This is a genomic window from Rummeliibacillus sp. TYF-LIM-RU47, from assembly GCF_008638315.1.
In the GTDB taxonomy this organism is placed as follows: domain Bacteria; phylum Bacillota; class Bacilli; order Bacillales_A; family Planococcaceae; genus Rummeliibacillus; species Rummeliibacillus stabekisii.
Genome location: NZ_VVIR01000002.1, coordinates 42,012 through 62,328, shown reverse-complemented (window position 1 = coordinate 62,328; position 20,317 = coordinate 42,012). Strand labels below are relative to the sequence as shown.

Annotated in this window: 21 protein-coding genes; 8 read left to right on the top strand and 13 right to left on the bottom strand. The window is 36.5% G+C overall.

Annotation, left to right across the window (positions count from 1 at the left end; all coding sequences use genetic code 11):
- Nucleotides 1–39: 39 nt before the first annotated feature.
- Together F0527_RS11660 and F0527_RS11655 are read right to left on the bottom strand one after the other, a co-directional pair.
- Complete coding sequence (locus F0527_RS11660; protein WP_150285010.1) at nt 40–1,512, bottom strand: amidase family protein; 1,473 nt, start codon at nt 1,510–1,512, stop codon at nt 40–42.
- Nucleotides 1,513–1,521: 9 nt separating this feature from the next.
- Complete coding sequence (locus F0527_RS11655; RefSeq protein ID WP_150285009.1) at nt 1,522–2,049, bottom strand: GNAT family N-acetyltransferase; 528 nt, start codon at nt 2,047–2,049, stop codon at nt 1,522–1,524.
- A 293-nt stretch (nt 2,050–2,342) separates the two neighbouring features.
- Between F0527_RS11655 and F0527_RS11650 the strand changes: the two genes are divergently transcribed.
- The 6 genes from F0527_RS11650 to F0527_RS11625 all read left to right on the top strand — a co-directional run bounded on the left by F0527_RS11650 (nt 2,343) and on the right by F0527_RS11625 (nt 5,344).
- Nucleotides 2,343–2,741 carry a MarR family winged helix-turn-helix transcriptional regulator gene (locus F0527_RS11650; RefSeq protein WP_150285008.1) on the top strand — a complete coding sequence of 133 codons (399 nt, stop codon included), beginning with the start codon at nt 2,343–2,345 and terminating at the stop codon, nt 2,739–2,741.
- Entirely contained in the window at nt 2,742–3,083 is a 342-nt protein-coding gene (locus F0527_RS11645) for a DUF3147 family protein (protein WP_150285007.1), read from the top strand. It abuts the gene before it with no gap.
- Between the two features lie 146 nt (nt 3,084–3,229).
- Entirely contained in the window at nt 3,230–3,604 is a 375-nt protein-coding gene (locus tag F0527_RS11640; protein WP_066789583.1) for a YtxH domain-containing protein, read from the top strand.
- Nucleotides 3,605–3,721: 117 nt separating this feature from the next.
- Nucleotides 3,722–4,237, top strand: a complete 516-nt coding sequence (locus F0527_RS11635; RefSeq protein ID WP_066789585.1) for an HTH-type transcriptional regulator Hpr — start codon at nt 3,722–3,724, stop codon at nt 4,235–4,237.
- A gap of 221 nt (nt 4,238–4,458) precedes the next feature.
- Nucleotides 4,459–5,043: a DUF3267 domain-containing protein gene (locus F0527_RS11630; RefSeq protein ID WP_066789587.1), complete on the top strand. Its 585-nt coding sequence runs from the start codon at nt 4,459–4,461 to the stop codon at nt 5,041–5,043.
- 115 nt (nt 5,044–5,158) lie between these two features.
- A complete protein-coding gene (locus F0527_RS11625; RefSeq protein ID WP_066789589.1) occupies nt 5,159–5,344 on the top strand; it encodes a hypothetical protein in 186 nt (61 codons plus the stop codon).
- A gap of 94 nt (nt 5,345–5,438) precedes the next feature.
- Here F0527_RS11625 and F0527_RS11620 read toward each other — a convergent pair whose 3' ends face one another.
- Nucleotides 5,439–5,549 (bottom strand): YjcZ family sporulation protein, encoded by a 111-nt coding sequence (locus tag F0527_RS11620; protein WP_147196225.1) that lies wholly within the window; start codon nt 5,547–5,549, stop codon nt 5,439–5,441.
- A gap of 157 nt (nt 5,550–5,706) precedes the next feature.
- On the opposite strand from F0527_RS11620, the gene F0527_RS11615 reads away from it, so the two are divergent.
- Nucleotides 5,707–6,582 (top strand): peptidylprolyl isomerase, encoded by an 876-nt coding sequence (locus F0527_RS11615; protein ID WP_066789591.1) that lies wholly within the window; start codon nt 5,707–5,709, stop codon nt 6,580–6,582.
- A 38-nt stretch (nt 6,583–6,620) separates the two neighbouring features.
- Here the strand turns inward: F0527_RS11615 and yhaM are convergent, their stop codons facing one another.
- From yhaM to F0527_RS11600, 3 genes are read right to left on the bottom strand one after another with little or no spacing between them, the layout of a single operon-like run.
- A complete protein-coding gene (gene yhaM / locus F0527_RS11610) occupies nt 6,621–7,559 on the bottom strand; it encodes a 3'-5' exoribonuclease YhaM (RefSeq protein ID WP_147196222.1) in 939 nt (312 codons plus the stop codon).
- On the bottom strand, nt 7,556–10,414 hold the full coding sequence (locus F0527_RS11605; RefSeq protein WP_150285006.1) for an ATP-binding protein: 2,859 nt from the start codon (nt 10,412–10,414) through the stop codon (nt 7,556–7,558). Before F0527_RS11605 ends, yhaM begins: the two co-directional genes overlap by 4 nt.
- A 22-nt stretch (nt 10,415–10,436) precedes the next feature.
- Nucleotides 10,437–11,648 (bottom strand): metallophosphoesterase family protein, encoded by a 1,212-nt coding sequence (locus F0527_RS11600; protein WP_150285005.1) that lies wholly within the window; start codon nt 11,646–11,648, stop codon nt 10,437–10,439.
- Between the two features lie 133 nt (nt 11,649–11,781).
- Between F0527_RS11600 and F0527_RS11595 the strand changes: the two genes are divergently transcribed.
- Complete coding sequence (locus tag F0527_RS11595) at nt 11,782–11,967, top strand: YhzD family protein (RefSeq protein ID WP_066789599.1); 186 nt, start codon at nt 11,782–11,784, stop codon at nt 11,965–11,967.
- 58 nt (nt 11,968–12,025) lie between these two features.
- Here F0527_RS11595 and F0527_RS11590 read toward each other — a convergent pair whose 3' ends face one another.
- From F0527_RS11590 to F0527_RS11560, 7 genes are all read right to left on the bottom strand, one after another.
- Nucleotides 12,026–12,811, bottom strand: coding sequence for an enoyl-CoA hydratase (locus tag F0527_RS11590; protein WP_066789601.1), 786 nt, complete (start codon nt 12,809–12,811; stop codon nt 12,026–12,028).
- 181 nt (nt 12,812–12,992) lie between these two features.
- A complete protein-coding gene (locus tag F0527_RS11585) occupies nt 12,993–14,630 on the bottom strand; it encodes a peptide ABC transporter substrate-binding protein (RefSeq protein WP_150285004.1) in 1,638 nt (545 codons plus the stop codon).
- 245 nt (nt 14,631–14,875) lie between these two features.
- Nucleotides 14,876–15,772, bottom strand: a complete 897-nt coding sequence (locus F0527_RS11580) for an ABC transporter ATP-binding protein (RefSeq protein ID WP_150285003.1) — start codon at nt 15,770–15,772, stop codon at nt 14,876–14,878.
- Nucleotides 15,765–16,823 carry an ABC transporter ATP-binding protein gene (locus F0527_RS11575; protein ID WP_147196214.1) on the bottom strand — a complete coding sequence of 353 codons (1,059 nt, stop codon included), beginning with the start codon at nt 16,821–16,823 and terminating at the stop codon, nt 15,765–15,767. Before F0527_RS11575 ends, F0527_RS11580 begins: the two co-directional genes overlap by 8 nt.
- A 27-nt stretch (nt 16,824–16,850) precedes the next feature.
- Nucleotides 16,851–17,786: an ABC transporter permease gene (locus F0527_RS11570; protein ID WP_150285002.1), complete on the bottom strand. Its 936-nt coding sequence runs from the start codon at nt 17,784–17,786 to the stop codon at nt 16,851–16,853.
- Nucleotides 17,786–18,715: an ABC transporter permease gene (locus F0527_RS11565; protein WP_150285001.1), complete on the bottom strand. Its 930-nt coding sequence runs from the start codon at nt 18,713–18,715 to the stop codon at nt 17,786–17,788. Before F0527_RS11565 ends, F0527_RS11570 begins: the two co-directional genes overlap by 1 nt.
- Before the next feature lie 516 nt (nt 18,716–19,231).
- A complete protein-coding gene (locus F0527_RS11560; protein ID WP_150285000.1) occupies nt 19,232–20,092 on the bottom strand; it encodes a DUF2785 domain-containing protein in 861 nt (286 codons plus the stop codon).
- Nucleotides 20,093–20,317 lie beyond the last annotated feature (225 nt).

The following is a 20,317-nucleotide window of genomic DNA, read 5'->3' as shown; positions in this document are numbered from 1 at the left end:
ACTTATCAGGTTAATTTTACGTCTGATAAACATTTCATACTATTTATAGAATTCCGGAGGCTTTCGGCACTTAGTAGCTTGTTCAAAAGCAAAAGCTAGTTTGATTAAGACATCTTCACTAAAGGCAGTGCCTGCAAAAGTTATACCAAAGGGTCTTCCACTTTCCATATATCCCGCAGGTATAGCTATGGATGGATAACCTGCTTTAGCACTTATGGTAGACCCAATATATGAAGGAAAGACAATAGCATCCAGTTCATATTTTTTCAACGCATGGTCAATTCCTTGTTCTTGAGAAAAATATATATCTTCTATTTTCGACAATAAATATTCAGGATTTCTTAACGTGTTAGAGATATCTTCTCTTTGTACCAATTTATCCTGACCATATTTCAATGCTTGTTCTTTGATACTCTTATTAAATTGTATTAATTCAGATATTGAGTGAACAGGAATATAAGCTGGTAATTTAGCAAGATAATTGTTTAAACTATGCTTTAATTCATACATTGAGACACCCCAATTCCATTCTCTATAAAAAGACGGAATTTCTATATTCTCAATAATTTCAGCTCCTTGTTCAATCATTAACTGAATAGAATTATTAAATAATCGTTCATCATATTCCTCTGACTCTTTGTATTCTTCAGAAATGTTATTAAATATACCGATTCTAGCACCGAATAATCCTTTTGAATCTAAGCACCCTGTATAATCTTGTTGTGAATTCCCTTCATTTTTATAGGTGGCAATATCATTTTCATCTGTCCCTGTTAAGGTACCAAGTAAAATGGCCGCATCTGTAACAGTTCTTGCGAATGGCCCCGCCGTATCCTGTGAGTATGTAAAAGGCATAATGCCACTTCGACTAATTAAACCGACAGTTGGTTTAATACCAACTACTGAGTTTTGTATAGCCGGGCTAAGGATGGAGGCATCAGTTTCTGTTCCTACCGATAACACAGAAAAGTTCGAGGCAACTGCCACTGCAGAACCCGAACTGGATCCCCCAACAAATAGCTTAGGATCACCATAAGGGTTTAATGTTTGTCCTCCTCTAGAACTGTATCCTGCCCACATTTCACTCGACATGGCATTGGCTAGCTCTGTCATATTTGTTTTACCTAAAATAACAGCCCCTGCTTCACGTAGCTTCTTCACGAGAAATGCATCCTGCCTAGCTAAATGATTTTCTAAGGCAATTGTTCCTGCACTCGTATGCATGGAATCTTTTGTTTCTATATTATCTTTGATGACAACTGGAATACCATGTAATGGTCCCCTAGCACCCTTTCGCTTTCTTTCATTATCTAATGCTTCAGCTATAAATATGGCTTCTGAGTTTATCTCAATCATAGAATTGATGGTTGGCCCGCTTTGGTCATACTTAGCTATTCGATATAAATAGTACATTACGAGCTCTTTTGAAGTTATTGCTTCCTCACTCATTGCTTCTTGAATGTCATTGATAGTGAGTTCTTCTTTTAAAAAACTATTAAACCTTATATCCATGCTAGTTCTTCAATCCCTAAGTTTTTGTAACACTTCATCGACATTCTCCCATTCATAAATCAATTCATTCAACATTTTCCCGCCAATTTGAATTTGGACATTTCTGATTAAATTAGCGCCATAATGTTCATAAAATAGGCGAGTTTTATTTTCTTCTAGGACCTCTACAAAAATTCTTTCATAACCCATTTGGTTAAAATGTTTGAATAGTTCCTTCATCAGCAACTTCCCAATGCCTTTTCCTTGGTACTCCTCTAGGATATAAATGGAGGTCAGATCACATGCGTTTTCCACCAGGTTGTCTTCTCTCTTCCACCCGTCCGCAAATCCAACAATTTGTCCCTCATTATTGACCGCAACAATGGCATACTTATCTCCACTAGCAATGTTTTTCTCCCATAACTCAGTACGTTTCACATACGACAATTTATTTAAAAAGTCTTCTGGAATAATGTCTTTATAAGTTGTTCGCCAGCTATCCACGTGAACTTTTGCAATTCCTGATGCATCATTCGATTGTGCCCTTCTTATTTCCATGACTCTACCTCGATTCATATAGAATTACGACTGACCTTTGAATAAAAGCTGTTCCCGATTTCTAACATTCGATTACAATGTGCACTAAAAATCCTCTAACAATAAAAAAATCGACAAAATCTACTAAATATAATATTCGCATTTAATCTATGTAACTCCTGCTAATTAATAGGATTTTTTTCCAAATTACATTCCTTTCATTGAATTCCAAAATTAAAAATATTAAAACACTACAATTATATCTATAAATACGATATAATCTGTATACACGATATAAAGGGAGTGCATTTTATATGATTCAAGACATAAATAAATATTTTACTAATATTTATTTCTATTTACACCCTAACCAAGAGGAAGCTATTTCCCACCGAAGTGTTCGTATTTTGCAAATTGTAGAGAAAAAACAATTTGTCACAATCCGTGATATTGCAGATCATCTGACAATTTCACATAATACCGCTTCGGAACATGTGAAAAAGTTAGTAGATAATGGATGGATCCATAAAGAAAGATCCATTGAGGATCAACGAAAAGTCTATCTCCATTTAACTGATAAAGGTAAAGCTATTTTGAAAAAAAACACGGAACTAGACGAAGAAAAATTGCAGGACGCGCTTAATAAATTAACAAGCGTTGAGAGAAATAAGATAGTTGAAGCGTTTCAACTATTAAGTGAGGTATCCAAATAAATGTACTTACTTCTAAAAATTTTAAGTTCAGCAGTCATTATTGGCGTTGTTACAGAATTGGCAAGACGATTCCCTTTATATGGAGGTATTGTAGCTGCACTACCATTGATCAGTATTTTAAGTATTATTTGGCTAACGATTCAAGGAGAAGCTACGCATACAATCAATAAATTTACACTCGGTGTTCTGGCAGGTTTTCCGGCAACTGCGATTATGCTGTTTGTCATATATATCTCCTTAAAGCATTCTTTACATCTTGCATTGGCATTATCATTAGGAATAGCTGTTTGGGGCGTATTTTTAATCGGTCAAAAATTTATCATAGGCGCTTTTATTTCATAGTGTAGATATGAAAGTTTAACTGTGAAGACCTGATTCTCTTTTCTCTACCTACCAGTCCAAAAAAATAACAATTTATTTTTCTAAAAACATGTTTTAATATAGTATATAAAGGAAATGAATATAATAATGAAAGGAGACTGAATACTATGAAAATCTCTAATTTCTTACTTGGCATGACTACTGGCCTATTAGGAGGGGCAGCAGCTATGCTATTCACAACACCTCAATCTGGCAAGGACTTTCGCAAATCTCTTTCAGATACAAAAGATTCAATGAATGCACAACTACAAGACCTAAAAACACAGGTTCAAAATATGACAGACTCTATTAAAACAATTAAAGAAGAATCAAAATCAACTATTCCACACTTCGTGGATGATGTGAAATCTTCCGTTAATGAATGGAAACAGGAAACAACACCCGTTCAAAACAAATTGCAAAGCGATATTAAATCATTGCAAAGCTCTGTTGAAGAAATTCAACAACAAGTGGAAGAATTTAAAAATCGTAAAAAGAAATAATTTACTTGGGCAATATAGTATTACAAAAAAATTTCCTTCTTTAATATTTTCGAATTTCATTCTATACTACTTATGAAAATGCTATAATATGAAGAAATGACGAAAGTGGTGATCGCTATGTCTGAAGAAATGATCGCGGCTAAAGAAGCCATGCTTTATTCACAACGTATTGCCCAATTATCCAAGGCTCTTTGGAAAGCCGTGGAAAAGGATTGGCAAGCATGGATTAAGCCCTACCGGTTAAATATTAACGAGCATCATGTATTGCTTATTGCAAACAATCTAAAAGGCGCTTCTATCTCGGATATTGCTAAGTTCGGCGTTATGCATGTTTCGACGGCTTTTAATTTTTCGAAAAATTTAGAAGAGCGCGGCTTGCTGTCATTTTCAAAACGCGATAATGACAAACGAAATACATATGTTGAACTAACCGAGAAAGGCCACGAATTACTTTTAGAACTGTATGGAAACTTTAATCATTCGAGACATACTGTGATCGATGGTTCTATCCCTCTAAGAGAGTTGTATGGCGAATTTCCACAATTTTTCGAATTAATCGCCCTAATTCGTAATATCTACGGCGATGATTTTATGGAGATTTTTGAAGTTTCATTAAAGAAGATGGAAGATTGACTTTATATCCAATATCATGCCTTTTACTGGGATGATATTGGATTTATTTTTTTCGAAATACATGGTGGAATTTTGTAGATTTATGTACTTTTTCTAATGCCAAATTCCTGTGCATTGTAGACGATGTTGAGACGTAAAAAATTCATCTTGATTTTCTATATAAAAAGCTTTACTGTATGTATCTAAGCTTTTTATTCGTATAGAAAAGGAGATGCTAAGAGGTGCACTGCTGGAAACACATTAATGTCAAAAAACAATACGGCCATCATCGACTATTTCTTTTCTCAGCTATATTTATGTTACTGGCCTTTTCTTTCTTTTATATTACGATGACTGCCTATCGGGACAGTCCAGTGACAGATCGATTATTCCCATTATTTTTGGCTGGTTTTTTAATGGTTTACCCGGCACATAAGTTACTGCACTTTTTACCATTGGCTCGTTGCCACAATCGGTTGCGCTTTAAGCTTGAAAAGCAATTTGGTGTTATTCCTTTGCTCTCCATTCGTATTACCGAACCCATTATTAAACTACGCTATATGATTGCTTTGACGATTCCTTTTGTCGTGCTCAATAGCATACTCATTATGGGTGGCTTGATTTATTCGACTTACCGTCATTATTTCGCCATTTTATTGGCCTATCACTGTGGTTTGTGCGTAATCGATTTGCTGTATGTAAAACATTTAATCCATTCACCTAAAAAAGCATTTATAGAAGAGACAGATAAAGGCTTTGAAATTTTGATTTCCTATGACAATGAGAGTGAAACTGTCCTAAGCAGAAACTTTACTCATCTTCCATGATTTTTGCTTGTTTCTTTTTTCTACTTTTTTGTGGAGCATAAAAAGAGAACTGGCTTGTCATATTTATCTCTCTTTTGTTATGCTTAAGGGGTATTAATAGAGGGGAGGAAAAGACTTGATCATCGCTATTGTCGTCCTATTCTCGGTATTCTATCTGTTCCAAATTAACCGCATGACTTTTACACTTTGCGCACAGAAAGAAATCCCCGAGGAGAAACAACCTAAAATTTATCGCACTATTAATGTACTGATCACAATCTTACTTGTATCATTTTACTTAGAAATGATGTTTACAGTTTAAAATAGACTATGCATGGTCATGAGTCTTTTCGTGCCTATAGTGTATAAGAAGAAAGCCGCTTACAAGTCAATGTAAGCGGCTTTTCCTTCTTCAATTAGTAGATGTAAGCTGCACCTACAATGATCAATAAAATGAAAAGAACTACCAATAAAGCGAAACCAGAACCGTAGTTACCGCCGTAGCCGCCGTGTCCTCCACCACTCATTCTTAGCACCTCCTTTGCTCATTTCTTTTATATCTTATTCAGTACTTTAAAACTTCTTTAGGCGATTTCCCCTGCAACCTTTTCCTTTTCTCATCGTTCTATGGTATAGTTACATGTGCATAAGTAGTAGGAACTCAAGTTGGGAGAGATTAGAAAGATGAAAAAAACTGTACTATCATTAACACTTGCAGCATCTGTACTCGCGTTATCAGCATGCGGAAATGCCGGAGATGAAAAAGTCGCAACTTCAAAAGTCGGCGATGTGACAAAAGATCAGCTTTACAGTGAAATGAAGGATTCCGTTGGTGAATCAGCATTGCAATTGATTGTCATTGAAAAAGTATTGAACGATAAATATAAAGTGTCGGATAAAGAAGTTAATAAAGAATACGAAAAACAAAAGAAAGAAATGGGCGAAAACTACGAACAAACGTTGGCAGCTCAAAATCTAAATGACAAATCATTCAAACGCAGCATTAAATTGAATCTGTTACAAGAAGCTGCTATGGCTGATGGCGTAAAAGTCTCAGAAGCAGATATGAAATCTTATTATGATGAGATGTCAAAAGAGTTGAAAGCAAGCCACATCCTTGTAGCTGATGAAAAAACAGCTAAAGACATCAAAGCAAAATTAGATAAAGGTGAAGACTTTGCTAAGCTTGCTAAGAAAAACTCTACAGATACTGGCTCAGCAGAAGCTGGCGGCGAACTTGGTTGGTTCGGTCCAGACAAAATGGTCCCTGAATTTACTAAAGCTGCCTATGCTCTTAAAAAGGGTGAAATCAGTGAACCTGTTAAAACATCATATGGCTATCACATCATTAAATTAGAAGATGAGCGCGATGCAAAAGTGAAAGGCTCTTTTGAAGATAACAAAGCTGAAATTAAGAAAAAACTTCAACTTCAAAAAGCTGACCAATCACAACTGTTGTCAAAAGTATCTAAACTTGTAAAAGATGCAGACGTGAAAATTAAAGACAAAGACTTAAAAGACGCATTAGCTCAATTTAAAAGCTCAGCAGCTACAAAATAATGCATAAAAAACCCTGGATCCATGATCCAGGGCTTTTTTTATTCTATTGTTGGTTTATAGAATGAACGATTATCCAATGGGAAAAGTCGTTCTGTGAATTCTCCAGGCTTCGTTTTACCAAGTGCACGTTTTAATGTATTCATCTTGGCATCAATATTATCGATGTAATGGAGGATTTCAGCTTCCTGAAGCATAGGCTTCTTCGGACTGCCCCACTCTTCTTTGCCATGATGTGATAGAACCATATGCTGCAATAGCATAACCTCTTCCCCATCCACATTTAATTCTTTGGCTGCAATCGCTATTTCAGTTACCATTATTGAAATATGGCCAAGCATATTACCTTCTACCGTATAGCTTGTTGAAATAGGTCCAGAAAGCTCTATTACCTTACCAATATCATGCAAGATAATGCCCGCATACAAAAGATCCCGGTTTAGCACTGGATATAAGTCTGCTATTGCTTTTCCAAGCTTCAGCATAGAAACAACATGATCGAGCAATCCAGATGCATAATCGTGATGATTTTTCGTAGCTGCTGGATATGTCATCAATGATTGTTGATTTTCCATGATTAAATATCTTGTAATACGAGATATCGTTGGATTTTGAATCTCAAAGAAGAATTCCATTAATTGATTGAATAGCTCTTCTTTTGGTATTTCTGCAGACTGGACTAAATCTGTAACAGATATGTTCTCATCCGCTTTTACCGGACGTATCGCCTTTATCCTCAATTGAAGTTTTCCACGGTAATCATGAATTTCGCCACCGATGCGAACAATGCCGCCAGCTTGATACAACTTCTCTTGCTCTTCTCCTGTATCCCAAAGCTTGGCCTCGATACTCCCGCTTTTGTCCTGCAAAATGAGTGTCATAAAAGGCTTACCCACTGTGGTTACGCCTTTTGTCGCTTGTTTAATGAGCAAATATTGATCGACTGGTGCTCCTGCTTGTAATGTTGCAACCCCATTCATACCGAAGTCAATCCCCTTTCATTTTTTAATTCTTCTACATGGATAATTTTTGCATTACTCCACTTATCTAGCATTCTTTCATGGCAAGTAAAATAAAGTATTTGATGGCCATTCATCATGCGCTCAATTAATTGTACCATGTTCTGAATCCGCAAAGTATCAAAATGGACAAACGGGTCATCCATAACAAGCGGAAACGACGCAGAATTTTTCAAGGATTTTGCTAATGCAAAGCGAAGTGCAATATATGCTTGTTCCTTCGTTGCTTGTGATAGTTCAGACATTGAATAGTGCATGCCATCTGCAGCTCCTGTTTCAAAATAACCGTCGGAATTGATATAAAGTGAATCATAGCGTCCGTTCGTTAAAAGACCGAAAAATCGAGAGGCTTCCTCTAATACTGCAGGCAGCTTTTTATCTTTTAAACTCGTGACTGTTTGGGCAATCGCATGAGAGATCAATTTTGATACAATCCAATCTTTTGCCTGTTGGTTTAACTTTGCTTTTTGCTGCTCAAATAACTGTATCTGATTTCTGTATTGATCGTCTTCTAATAGATGTTGCGTTTTAGCAATCAGCTCTGCTCTTTCTTTTAACAGGGCATTTTTCTCTTCACGCACATTTTTTTCATGCTTCATCTCGTCATTTAAACGAGCCGTTGCTTCTTCATCTAGCAAGTCTAGATTCAGTAGATCTGTGTCGTAGGAAGACAATTGATCATTAATCTGTGATAATTCAGTGGTTAGATTAGCATTCAAAACAGATTGTTCCCCAGCTTTATAGAATTCTTCTTTACTGTCGACCCCGGCTTCAGCATATAACTTTTTCATTTCATCCATATAAGATTGCTGGAGAAGTGATAATTCATCCCACTTAGAAAGAAGTTGTTGCTTTGTAGCGATCGCATTTTCATAGGTATTTTTTTGCTGCATTAATTGTTGGTGCGTGCTGTTCAATACAGCCGCAAAGTTTTCAGCTGTACAAGCGATGCCACAGATTTCATAGCCTTCCTGGAGCCTGTCAGCGCTAAGACGTTCAAGTGTTTGTAATTGCTCAAGATTCATTTCAAGCTGCTTATTTGCTTGCTGTAGTTGACGAATCAGACGGAAAAGTTCATTGTACAACTCATACTGGAATTGACCGCCTATTCGATAAGCGTGTAGAAATTCAGTGAGCTTTCTTTTACTCTCATTCATTTTAATTGTTAGATCATTAAACTCTTGCAAAGCAGCTTTTTGATCCTTCTCTTTGTCTTCTAATTGCTGTTCAATGAAGAGCACTCGCTGATCGTATTGAAGAATATGCCCCTCAATTTCTCTCATCTCAGCGTCATTTGCGGCATATGGTCCATTCTGTCTCTGTGTTGTCTTTTTTCGATCAAACGCTATATAGATAAAGATAGCAGCCGCCAATCCAATAAAGCCAAGCTCAGTTCTGTTGAACATAAAAACTACAGCAAGGGAAACTACTGCTAGTCCAAAGGCCAATAGTTTTGCCGGTTGCTGTTTGCCTCCTTTAATCGATTGCCTATTTTCTTGCTGTGATTGAGAAGAGCGTTCTTCTTGCCAACGTTTTAAGCGTGTGTGCTCTTGTTCTGTCGGTGCATTTTGATAGGCTTCATCAAGCTTGTAGCTTAGTGAGTGTATTTCTTTTTGAATTTGATCGAGAATGTTTTGCTGCATGTCCAATTGGTCTTCATGGTGTTTTAACTCTTTTAAGTGATGATAGAATTGATTTTCCTGCTGTATGGAAACCTCCGCTTCCAACAATGAGCGCTGTTCATCTTTCTGAATGACACCTACTAATTGAAATTGCTCATCCATACTTTGTCTTTGTTTTTCTATCTCTCTATTCAATTGGCGAATTTGTGCTTGCCATTCCCGCCATTCACTATCTCTATTCAACAGTTCCTGCACTTTTAAGAAATGATCTTCATCCCATTCTTTTTGTAGCACATCTTCTAAACGATTAAGCTCTTTCCTTATACTTCCTATTGACGCTTCATTGGCTAAATGCCTTTCTTCCAATTGTTCTAATCGACTAAGTCCTTTGACTGGAAAAGTAGTATAGCGAATAGATGAAAGCTCTTCTTGAGCTTTTTTTCTTCTTTTTAACAATGGATAAATCTGTTTGTATTTGGTTAACTCCTGTATCTTTTGTCGATGTCTTTCTTCATCATTTTCTAATTGAGCTAATTTATTTTCAAGGATATCAATTCTTTTGATGGCAGGTTCATATTCCTCTAATGCTCTTTTATATTCTTTCAAGGCTGCTTCTTGTGCGGCTATCTCATTTATTTGTTTGTTGATGATTGGAAGCTTCCCGGATTTTTTGAATAGTTCTTTTTGTATTTTATCGTGTTTTTGCTCAAGGGCTGATAGCTGGTCAATACCAGTAGTCCCTGATGCTAAAAGCACACGGCTCAGTTCCTCCTCAGAAAGCTTTTCTATATGCTGGAGGGGATGCACCGAAAAAGCAAATATAGCTTCAAAGCTCTGTCGATTATAGTTATGCAGAATTTTTGATAATAGTTCATCACCACCCGATTCACCATTTGCAAGGTGGACAGTTACTTCGCCTCCAGCCTTTCCTCGGATTCGTTCTATTGTACAAACACCAAATTCCTCATCTTCCAGCACAATCAGCCCACCATATTTGCCTCCTTTTTTAGGCTCATAACGTGGGAGCTGTTGATTCTTTTGTGGAAAGCCAAACAGTATTTGAAGGATAAATTGCTGGATTGTTGTTTTCCCGGCTTCATTCATCCCATAAAACACGTTGATCCCTTCCTGAAGCTTTATATTGATTTCTTCATGTTGGCCAAAACCATAAATAGCCAGTCGACGAATACGCATATGATGCCCCCTATCCTTCTATTTATTGAAAGCCTAATTTAAACAGATGCTCAGCATCAAACCTAAGATTCTTTAAATCTTCAGAGGTCAGTTCATCTAAATAGCGCCCAGCCTTTGGATGCTGGTAAAGTTCTTTAAGTATTTCTCTCATCTCATCATCAGACCATTCATTGATCGCCTGCAAAACTGATTCTGATGCAAACGTAGGTTTATAGTGAGAAATGCTAGACAGGTCGACAGCAATAGCTTGTATCCAAACAAATGGCATTTCATTCTCTTGTTCTTCTCTCATAATGTCAACCCATTCTGCAAGCTGTGCATCTTCAAACAACGTGCGGGCTCGTTCATTGATATTTTTTAAATGGAGCCATACGAGGCCAGCACCGTATTCTTTACGAAATCCGTCGATTGCTTCAGCACAGACTTTCAGCAAATCATTTGCATGCAGAATCTCTTTACAGTCCACTTCTATTTCTTCAAAGACTACGGCGGAAGCAGGCCTGAAATTGTAGGTGGCCTGTCCCTTAGATAGTTCGATATCATAAAAACCCTTTACCCCTAGTTCCTTACGGTGCCTACTTTGAATGTTACCAGGGTATACGATCATCGGATTCTCATGCAAAATCTGGCGTTTATGGATATGGCCAAGCGCCCAGTAATCATATTGTTTTGATAATAAATCTTCTATTGTAAAAGGCGCATAGACATCATGCGTAGCATCCCCACGAATACTGCCATGCAGCATGCCGATATGTATTGCTTCTCGATCTTTTGCGGCTGGATAACTCTGTACCATCGCTTGTGGAATATGTCTTTCACGATAACTGAATCCCGTAATATTGACGTTCATTCCTCTTATATGAAGAGTGATGGTCTCGGTTTCTGCTGGCATAGCTTGGACATTGGACGGCAACGAGAAACGCGTCCACTTGCCGCTTAGATGATCATGGTTTCCGTAACTAATAATGACAGGGATATTATACAACGCGAGCTGCTCCATCCCTTTTTGAAAAATTTGTTGGGCTCTAAGGCTTCTTTCCTCTCCATCATACAAGTCGCCGACTATTAAAATAAAATCTGGTCTTTCTTGTATGGCATCATTTATCAATTGTTGAAAAGCATCGAATGTGCTATTTCTAAGCCGTTTGAAAGCATGGGAAGGTAAATCAGACATTCCTTTAAAAGGGCTATCCAGATGCAAATCAGCACAGTGGAAAAATCGTATAGATGACATTGTATCCCTCATTCCTTATACGAATATTTGTTCTTACTTTATCATACTATTCTAACATTTTGTATCGATATATTGTACAGCTATTTCAATTTTTTTGTATAATGAATACATATTCATATAAGGGGTGATTAGAATGCAAACATACCGTTTTACAGCATTCGAGAAATCGGGAGAAATTTTAAAAGATGAAGCTTGGGATTTTCCAGATCAGGCAACAGCAAAATCACAAGGGGCTGAAAAAATTGAAGAATTAGGCTATAGCGAAAAAACTCATCGCCTAGTAGATCCTCAAGGCAAGCTAATTCTATTTCATGTATAGTGGAAGTTTTAGAAAGAATAAATGAAAAGAGAGACATTTCAAGTCGAAATGTCTCTTTTTACTTTCCTTCAAAATGTGGGTCACGCTTCTCTATAAATGCTTGTATGCCTTCTAAATGGTCACTAGTTTGTCTCATTAGCTGTTGGCCTTTTGCTTCTAACGCTAATATTTCATCTAATTCTTTTTGTTTATGGCCATTTAAAATTCTTTTTGTTTCAATCATGGCTGCTAGAGGTGAATGTAGTAAGTTTTGTGCCAATTGTACAGCTTGTTCAACAGCTGTCCCTTTTTCTGCTACTTGATCAATCAGCCCCAGACTTTTTGCTGAAGGACCATCCAACGTCTTGCCTTCCCATATCAGCTGTTTCGCTTTTGGTACACCGACTCTTTCTTTCATAAAGAAATGGCCGCCTCCATCTGGAATCAAACCTATGCCGATAAAATTCATGGCAAGTTTGCTATTCTCTTCAGCGATAATAATATCACTTGCTAAGGCAAGACTAAATCCAAGCCCAGCTGCAGCCCCATGGACAGCCGCGATTGTAATCATCGGAAGGGTATAATAAGCTCTAATCATGCGAGAGATTGTATCCATAGCTTGTAGCATATCAATTGAATCGTCTCCTGTTCCGAGCATCGTTTTAATATCGCCGCCAGCAGAGAATACTTTGCCACTCCCTTTTAGCATCAGCACTTGAATACTTCCATCATTTTTAAGCAATTCAAAGCACTCGGCCAATTCCTGGAGCATCGTATCATCCATAGCATTCATCGCATTGGGACGATTCAAGCTTATAATCGCTAATCTCCCATTCTTTTCAAACGTTATACTTTGAAATCTCATATTCTCCCCCCATTCTTTGCTTAATGAATAAATTCGATTTTTTTATGTAAAAACCTCTTTATTTTGCTGTCATAATAAAATTAATTTTTAATATACAATTTCTAATAGCTATCCTTATAGACTCATTTAAAAAAGACTGCATTCCATCGATTTGTTTCGATGGAAGCAGTCTTAAACAAAATTATTTTTGAATATCTACAGCTTTTAAATCAATTTCGCCGATTTTGTTAGGTGCCATGTTTTTCACATAATCTTTTGCTACGTAGTTGTTAACGTAGAAGTAGATTGGTGCGATTGGCATTTGTTCAGCTAGCAATGTGTTAGCTTGTTTTAACAAATCAAGACGTTTGTTTTCATCCGTTTCTTTTGTAGCAGAAACTAGTAAAGATTTATACTTCGGATCTTCCCAGCCTGTATCGTTGTTACCATTTTTAGCTGTATCATAACGCTCTAAGAATGTGTATGCATCGTTATAGTCAGCGATCCAGCCCATACGAGCAACGTCGAAGTCTAAAGCAGTTACTTTATCAAGATATACTTGCCATTCAGAGTTATCGATTTTAATTTCGATACCTAGGTTTTTGTGCCAGCCTTCTTGAATGTATTGTGCGATAGCAGCATGTGCTTCACTTGTGTTGATAGAAATACCGATTTTGATATCGCTTGCTTTCTTAACGCCTAATTCTTTCATACCATCTGCAAGTGCTTTTTTCGCAGCTTCGATATCGTTGTCTTTGAATTTGTTGTTTTCTTCTTCAAAGCCTTCGATTGCGATTGGCACATTGCTCAACGCAGGTTTTTGACCGCCTTTTAATACATTATCAGCTAAACCTTGACGGTCGATTGCATAAGATAATGCTTTACGGATATTAGCGTTTTTAGTGAATTTACCTTTTGTATTGAATTTGTATTCATAGATTGCTGCATATGGAACTGATTTTAAAGATTTATCTTTTTTGTAGGCATCCATTGCATCAAGTGGAACAGTTTGATAAGGAGAACCTAAGTAATCGATATCGCCACTTTTGAACATACGGTTAGCAGTTGTTTCAGATTCAACCATTTTGATGTTAACAGTAGATAAAGCTACATTGTCTTTATCCCAGTAGTCAGCATACTTTTTAAGAGTGATTGAGTCGTTGTGTTTCCATTCGCTTAATGTGAAAGGACCGTTTGTTACATAAGTATCGCCAGCTTCAGCGTACCATTTTTTGTTATCTTTTACTACTTTCTCATTAACAGGCATGTATGTATAGAATGCTGTCAATTCTAAGAAGTAAGGTGTTGGATTTTCAAGTGTTACTTCTAATGTTTTGTCATCTACAACTTTAATACCTAAATCATCAGCAGAACCTTTTCCGCTGTTGTATGCTTCTGCACCTTTAATTGGGTACAAAATTGAAGCGTATTCAGAAGCGTTCTTTGGATCTAATGCCCATTTCCAAGCGTAAGCGAAATCGCCAGCTACTACAGAATCGCCATTTGACCATTTTGTATCACGCAACTTGAATGTATACGTTAATTTATCGTCACTTACTTTTACATCTTCTGCTGCTGCATTTTGAACATTACCGTCTTTGTCTACACGAGTAAGACCTTCAAATGCTGCACGAATAACCGCACCAGAAGTACTGTCATTAGCAAGTTGTGGATTTAAACTTGGTGGCTCTGAAGTGATTGATAGATTCAATGTTTTGTCTCCGCCTTTAGAGCCTGAGCCAGATGATTCATCTTTGTCTTTAGAACCGCCAAAGTTACATGCCGCAAGCACTAGCATTAATGCTGATAATAGCACTAGCGATAAAAACTTTTTCTTCATAAATATCCCCCTCTATGGTGTACATTTTAGCTACTAGCAAAGAGTAACTATTATAACTATATCAGAGGAAACTATATAAAAAAAGAAAATTATTTAATTTTTCAGTGATAATTTAATTTTCTTATATTTTAATTATATAGCTTATTTACATACTTTTATTATAATTTTCTGTATTTTTAGTTATATAACTATAGCTTCTCTCTGATTTATATAGTAAATCTTTCATTATTAAATAAAAGACAAAACTATTTATACCATTTTGCAATTTGTTGATCTGTACCGTATACAAAATGTCCCGGAAATACTTCATGCATTGTTGCTTCAGCATCAGTGTCTTCGTGTTCATACGGTATTCTTACACGTGTACTTTCAGAAATAGGATCTGGCAATGGAATTGCTGAAAGCAATGACTTCGTGTAAGGGTGTATCGGATTTTGATAGATTTCCTCTGAAGTGCCGAGTTCCAATATTTTTCCGCGTCTCATTACTGCAATGCGATCACTAATATATTTCACCATTGATAAATCATGAGCGATGAACAGATAAGTAAGCCCATGTTTTCTTTGCAGTTCTTTCAATAAGTTCACGACTTGCGCTTGAATGGATACGTCTAGTGCAGAAATTGGCTCATCCGCAATAATGAAACTTGGATTTAAGCTTAGCGCTCTAGCAATACCGATACGTTGGCGTTGTCCGCCTGAAAATTCATGCGCATAGCGGTTCGCATGTTCACGATTTAGTCCTACTACTTCTAGTAAAGAACCTATTTTTTCTTTGCGTTCTTTTCTATTTTTATAGAGGCCATGTATTTCGAAGCCTTCTTCAATAATTTCTCCTGCTGTCATACGAGGATTTAATGAAGCATAGGGATCTTGGAAAATCATCTGCATTTCACGATTAAATTCTTTTAAATCCCTTTTTGATTTTTTCCCATTAATATCTTCGCCTTTGAATTTGATCTCACCATCTGTCATATCATACAAACGGATAATGGAACGGCCAGTTGTCGATTTACCGCAGCCTGATTCCCCTACAAGACCCAATGTTTCACCTTTATAAACATCAAAACTAATACCATCAACAGCCTTAATAGAACCAAATTGCTGCGTTAAGTTTTTGACTTCTAGAATTTTCTCAGACATGTTTAACACCGTCCTTTGCTAAGTAACCATCAATACGTTTTTGCACTGCCTCCGGTATTGGAACTTGCGGTGCATCAGGATGTAAGAGCCATGTTTTCGCAAAGTGTGTTTCACTAACTTGGAACATTGGCGGTTCTTCTTCATAATCAATTTGCATAGCAAACTCATTTCGTGGTGCAAAGGCATCCCCTTTTGGAGGATTAGTTAAATCAGGTGGTGAACCTGGAATTGTGCGCAATAATTCATCTTCACTGTTTTCTAAATCCGGCATAGAGCCAAGTAAGCCCCATGTATATGGATGTCTTGGATTATAGAATATTTCATTTACTGAACCATATTCGACAATTTGGCCAGCATACATAACAGCTACACGATCAGCGATATTCGCTACGACTCCTAAGTCATGCGTAATAAAGATGATGGATGTATTGCTGTTTTTTTGAATTTTCTTCATTAGTTCTATAATTTGCGCTTGGATTGTTACATCAAGTGCTGTTGTCGGTTCATCGGCGATTAATAGTTTCGGCTCTGCTGCAAGCGCAATCGCAATAACTACACGTTGACGCATACCGCCTGAAAACTCATGTGGATATTGTTTGAACCGTTTTTCTGGGAAAGGAATCCCTACTTCATCCAACAATTCAATCGCTCTCTTTTTAGCTGAGTCACGAGTTGCTTTTTTATTATGTTTTAAGATTACTTCCATAATCTGCTTACCAACTTTCATCGTTGGGTTTAACGCAGTCATCGGATCTTGGAAGATCATCGCAATTTCATTACCGCGGATTTTTGTCATTTCTTTTTCTGTCAATGGAATCAAATCTCTTCCTTCAAAGAGAATTTGACCTTGATCATATATGCCAGGTGGTTGTGGAATGAGTTTCATCAACGCATTGCTTGTAACGGATTTCCCGGAGCCTGACTCCCCTACAATAGCTAATGTCTCGCCTTGTTTTAAATCAAAGTTAACACCGCGTACCGCTTGGACAATCCCTGCATAAGTTTTAAAGTTTATTTTCAAATCTTTTACTTCTAATAATGTTTCGCTCATACTCTCACCTACTTCTTTAAAAGATTATTATTTACGTAATTTTGGATCAAGCGCATCACGAAGGCCGTCACCTACTGCGTTGAACGCAAAGATTGTTAATGAGATAAATACAGCTGGGAAGATTAGACGCCATGGTGCTGTATCAATTGCTTTATTCCCTTCTGAGGCCATTGTTCCCCAACTTGCCATTGGTTCAGAAACACCCAATCCTAAGTAACTTAGGAATGACTCTGTAAAAATAGCACTTGGGATCGTTAATGTCATAGTAACTAAGATTGCACCTAGAGCATTAGGTACAAGGTGTTTTAGGATAATATGCTTCGTGCCAGCACCTAGAGTTCTTGCTGCAAGTACATACTCCTGATTTTTAATAGATAATACTTCACCACGTACAATACGAGCCATCTTTACCCAACCTGTGATAGATAAAGCAACAATTAAAGGAATTAAACCTGGTTTCATTACTACTAGCAAGATAATAACTACTAATAGATAAGGAACCGCTGTAAGAACATCGGCAATACGCATCATAATATCATCTACGCGTCCGCCCAATAAACCTGAAACTGCTCCCCATGTTACGCCAATAATTAAGTCAATTATTGCTGCTGACAGACCAATAAATAAGGAGATTCGAGCTCCAAACCAAACACGTACAAACACATCTCGTCCAAGGTCATCTGTACCAAACCAATGTTTTGAAGAAGGTGGTGCATTATAAAGACCTAGTTGTTCGCGATAGCTATATGGAGAAAGCAAAGGAACGAAAATAGCTAGCAATGCAACGATTACTAAAACTACTAAACCAAAAACAGCTAGCTTATTATGAGAAAATCGCAGTCTTACTTCTTTCCAGAAGGATACGGATTTATCTGCTAATTTCTCTGTATCTTTATCATTTCTTCCGATAATCTTAAACTTATCTTTTGAAATTTTCGGAATTTCTTTAAATGATTGCGTCATTATTTTTTCGCTCCTTTCAACTTAATACGTGGATCGATAATTACATATAGAATATCTACGAGTAATACCGCAAATAAAAGAATAATTGAATAGAATACTGTTGTACCCATGATTACAGTGTAATCACGATTCGAAATACTTGTAACGAAGTATTTACCTAAGCCAGGAATCGCAAAAATCTGTTCGATAATGAAACTACCTGTAATAACACCAGCAGCTAGTGGTCCTAAATAAGTCACAACCGGCATTAAAGCATTACGCAATGAATGCTTGAAAAGAGTTGTCCACTTGCCAATCCCTTTGGCACGAGCCATCTTTACATATTCACTATGATTTTGTTCAAGCATACTTGATCGAGTTAATTTAGCGACAAATCCCATATCCATGATGGCAATAGATATAGCTGGTAAAACGCTATACATGAAGCCATTCCAGCCGGCTATCGGCAGTAACTCCCACTTTAACCCGACAAAATACTGCAATAAACCTGCTAAGATAAAGGACGGGACAGATATGCCTAAGACGGCAAACGTGGTTCCGAGATAATCGGGCCATTTATTATGATAAAGCGCGGATGCCGCACCAATTAATATACCGAAGCCAACAGCTAATAGCATTGCTTCAATCCCTAAAGTAAGTGAAATTGGGAAACTTTCAGAAATCATATCGTTTGTTGAACGACCTTTATATTTCATTGATTCACCAAAATCAAATTTTGCAGTGGAAACCAAATAATCTTTATATTGGATATACCATGGATTATTCAATCCATATTCCTCATTTAATGCCTTTTGAATTTCAGGCGGTACACTTTTCTCACTAGCGAAAGGACTACCTGGAGCAATTCTCATTAAGAAAAACGTTGCTGTAACAATTACAAACAATGCAACTAATATATAGGCAAGCCTTTTTAAGATATACTTAACCATTCTCATATCCTCCTCAATCTAATAGTTAGAAGTAGTTGTCGTCACCAAAAACAGCTTTTCGACAACCTTGCTTGTTAATACTATATCAAACTAATAACAAGAAAAAAAGAAGTTGATAGAATATTTTTAAATGAGATACAATTAGCCTAATTCAAAAATGTCATCGTTTTCCCAATTTATTAGTTGATTTTGTATTTTTATTTATAGATAATCATCTAAATAGTTAATTAACTTAATAAAAATAAATAAAATAGCATAAATATTAGTTCCAGTATATTCAGTCTATTGTCACATTTATATTATTTTTTTACGTATTTTGCGATAGAAAGTGAGAATCATCATTTTTTATGTCGGATATTATAGGATAGGTAACTTAGAAATTAATATTAAATTCTCTTTTTAATCTATTTATTGTCGTAATAGCACTTTTTTCATGCATTTTGCTTTAATTAGCCTAATAAGATCTAATAAAAAAGACCTTCTCTTTCATTTAATGAATGAGAAGGTCTTGGAGTATTAAATTTTTCCAATATAGTTTCTTTGAGGGTGCATCTGATTAATATTAGTCAAACATACATTAATCTTCGAGTGGATAGGAAGCCATTCTTCCTTTTCCTCGGTCGCAATATACATGCTCTTTAAGAAATTTTTGCTATTTTTATAGAGTCTTACGTATTTTTCCTCTTCCATCTTTTCTTTTTGGAGTTCCAAAAAGACTGGTACTTTCTGAGATAGGCCGCTAACCGTTTCAATAGATAATCCTATTCCAAGCATGGTTACGATCGGTGCCAATAAGTGTTCTTCCTCGTCATCTACATATACAATGGTTGCTGTAAATACTTTATTCACAAGAGCTTCATATATAGAAGGGAATTGCTCAACATCCAATTTTGGATTCTTTACTAAAGCATCAATTGCATCTGCTGTATGAGCAATCGTACATGCCCATCCCTTTTCGGGAATGTAACCTCTTAAATCTTGTTCTAAATCTAAATATAAGACTAATTCATTCCTCGCTTTATCGAGGAGTGGCAAAGAAAGGAATGCGCGTTCTAGATCCTTCGTGAGTATCCACTTAATTAATAAGACAGCAGATGCTCTTTTGAAAATATGATCTGTTCCCACATCACCAATTTCGTAAAATAAATAATCATCACTTAAAGCTAGCTTTAAGAGATCTGTCAGCATCTCATCTGACAAACGATTGTCTTCAATATAGCGAGAGAGTGTTTGGTAGATAAGATTTTCTCTAAGGTCGCTATCGGGAGAACCTATATGTTCAATCATCGCTGTTATGATTTCAGATAGATTTTGTTCTTCTTCGGCTTCTCCTTGATGGATTGCCGTTAGTTGTGTTTTGAGTGTATATTCGTCCATAATTAAACCTCCAATACGAATAGCCCGCCGACTAAAGACTATGAATCTGTCGAATAATGTCGTTTACTCTGTATTGTACTAATTATTATACCATTATTGCTCTAGGTTGTCCGTTGCCTAACATGATTTATCCTATGCTAAATATGTGTTATTTATGTATAGCCTGATTATCTACAAGATATGTCTGTATTTGGAAATAAAAAGCAATTTCTATACAGAATCCGT

What these genes read in the sequence shown, in the direction of transcription:
- F0527_RS11660 (WP_150285010.1), bottom strand. Translation starts at nt 1,512, where the DNA reads ATGGATATAAGGTTTAATAGTTTTTTAAAAGAAGAACTCACTATCAAT.
- F0527_RS11655 (WP_150285009.1), bottom strand. Translation starts at nt 2,049, where the DNA reads ATGGAAATAAGAAGGGCACAATCGAATGATGCATCAGGAATTGCAAAA.
- F0527_RS11650 (WP_150285008.1), top strand. Translation starts at nt 2,343, where the DNA reads ATGATTCAAGACATAAATAAATATTTTACTAATATTTATTTCTATTTA.
- F0527_RS11645 (WP_150285007.1), top strand. Translation starts at nt 2,742, where the DNA reads ATGTACTTACTTCTAAAAATTTTAAGTTCAGCAGTCATTATTGGCGTT.
- F0527_RS11640 (WP_066789583.1), top strand. Translation starts at nt 3,230, where the DNA reads ATGAAAATCTCTAATTTCTTACTTGGCATGACTACTGGCCTATTAGGA.
- F0527_RS11635 (WP_066789585.1), top strand. Translation starts at nt 3,722, where the DNA reads ATGTCTGAAGAAATGATCGCGGCTAAAGAAGCCATGCTTTATTCACAA.
- F0527_RS11620 (WP_147196225.1), bottom strand. Translation starts at nt 5,549, where the DNA reads ATGAGTGGTGGAGGACACGGCGGCTACGGCGGTAACTACGGTTCTGGT.
- F0527_RS11615 (WP_066789591.1), top strand. Translation starts at nt 5,707, where the DNA reads ATGAAAAAAACTGTACTATCATTAACACTTGCAGCATCTGTACTCGCG.
- yhaM (WP_147196222.1), bottom strand. Translation starts at nt 7,559, where the DNA reads ATGAATGGGGTTGCAACATTACAAGCAGGAGCACCAGTCGATCAATAT.
- F0527_RS11605 (WP_150285006.1), bottom strand. Translation starts at nt 10,414, where the DNA reads ATGCGTATTCGTCGACTGGCTATTTATGGTTTTGGCCAACATGAAGAA.
- F0527_RS11600 (WP_150285005.1), bottom strand. Translation starts at nt 11,648, where the DNA reads ATGTCATCTATACGATTTTTCCACTGTGCTGATTTGCATCTGGATAGC.
- F0527_RS11595 (WP_066789599.1), top strand. Translation starts at nt 11,782, where the DNA reads ATGCAAACATACCGTTTTACAGCATTCGAGAAATCGGGAGAAATTTTA.
- F0527_RS11590 (WP_066789601.1), bottom strand. Translation starts at nt 12,811, where the DNA reads ATGAGATTTCAAAGTATAACGTTTGAAAAGAATGGGAGATTAGCGATT.
- F0527_RS11585 (WP_150285004.1), bottom strand. Translation starts at nt 14,630, where the DNA reads ATGAAGAAAAAGTTTTTATCGCTAGTGCTATTATCAGCATTAATGCTA.
- F0527_RS11580 (WP_150285003.1), bottom strand. Translation starts at nt 15,772, where the DNA reads ATGTCTGAGAAAATTCTAGAAGTCAAAAACTTAACGCAGCAATTTGGT.
- F0527_RS11575 (WP_147196214.1), bottom strand. Translation starts at nt 16,823, where the DNA reads ATGAGCGAAACATTATTAGAAGTAAAAGATTTGAAAATAAACTTTAAA.
- F0527_RS11570 (WP_150285002.1), bottom strand. Translation starts at nt 17,786, where the DNA reads ATGACGCAATCATTTAAAGAAATTCCGAAAATTTCAAAAGATAAGTTT.
- F0527_RS11565 (WP_150285001.1), bottom strand. Translation starts at nt 18,715, where the DNA reads ATGGTTAAGTATATCTTAAAAAGGCTTGCCTATATATTAGTTGCATTG.
- F0527_RS11560 (WP_150285000.1), bottom strand. Translation starts at nt 20,092, where the DNA reads ATGGACGAATATACACTCAAAACACAACTAACGGCAATCCATCAAGGA.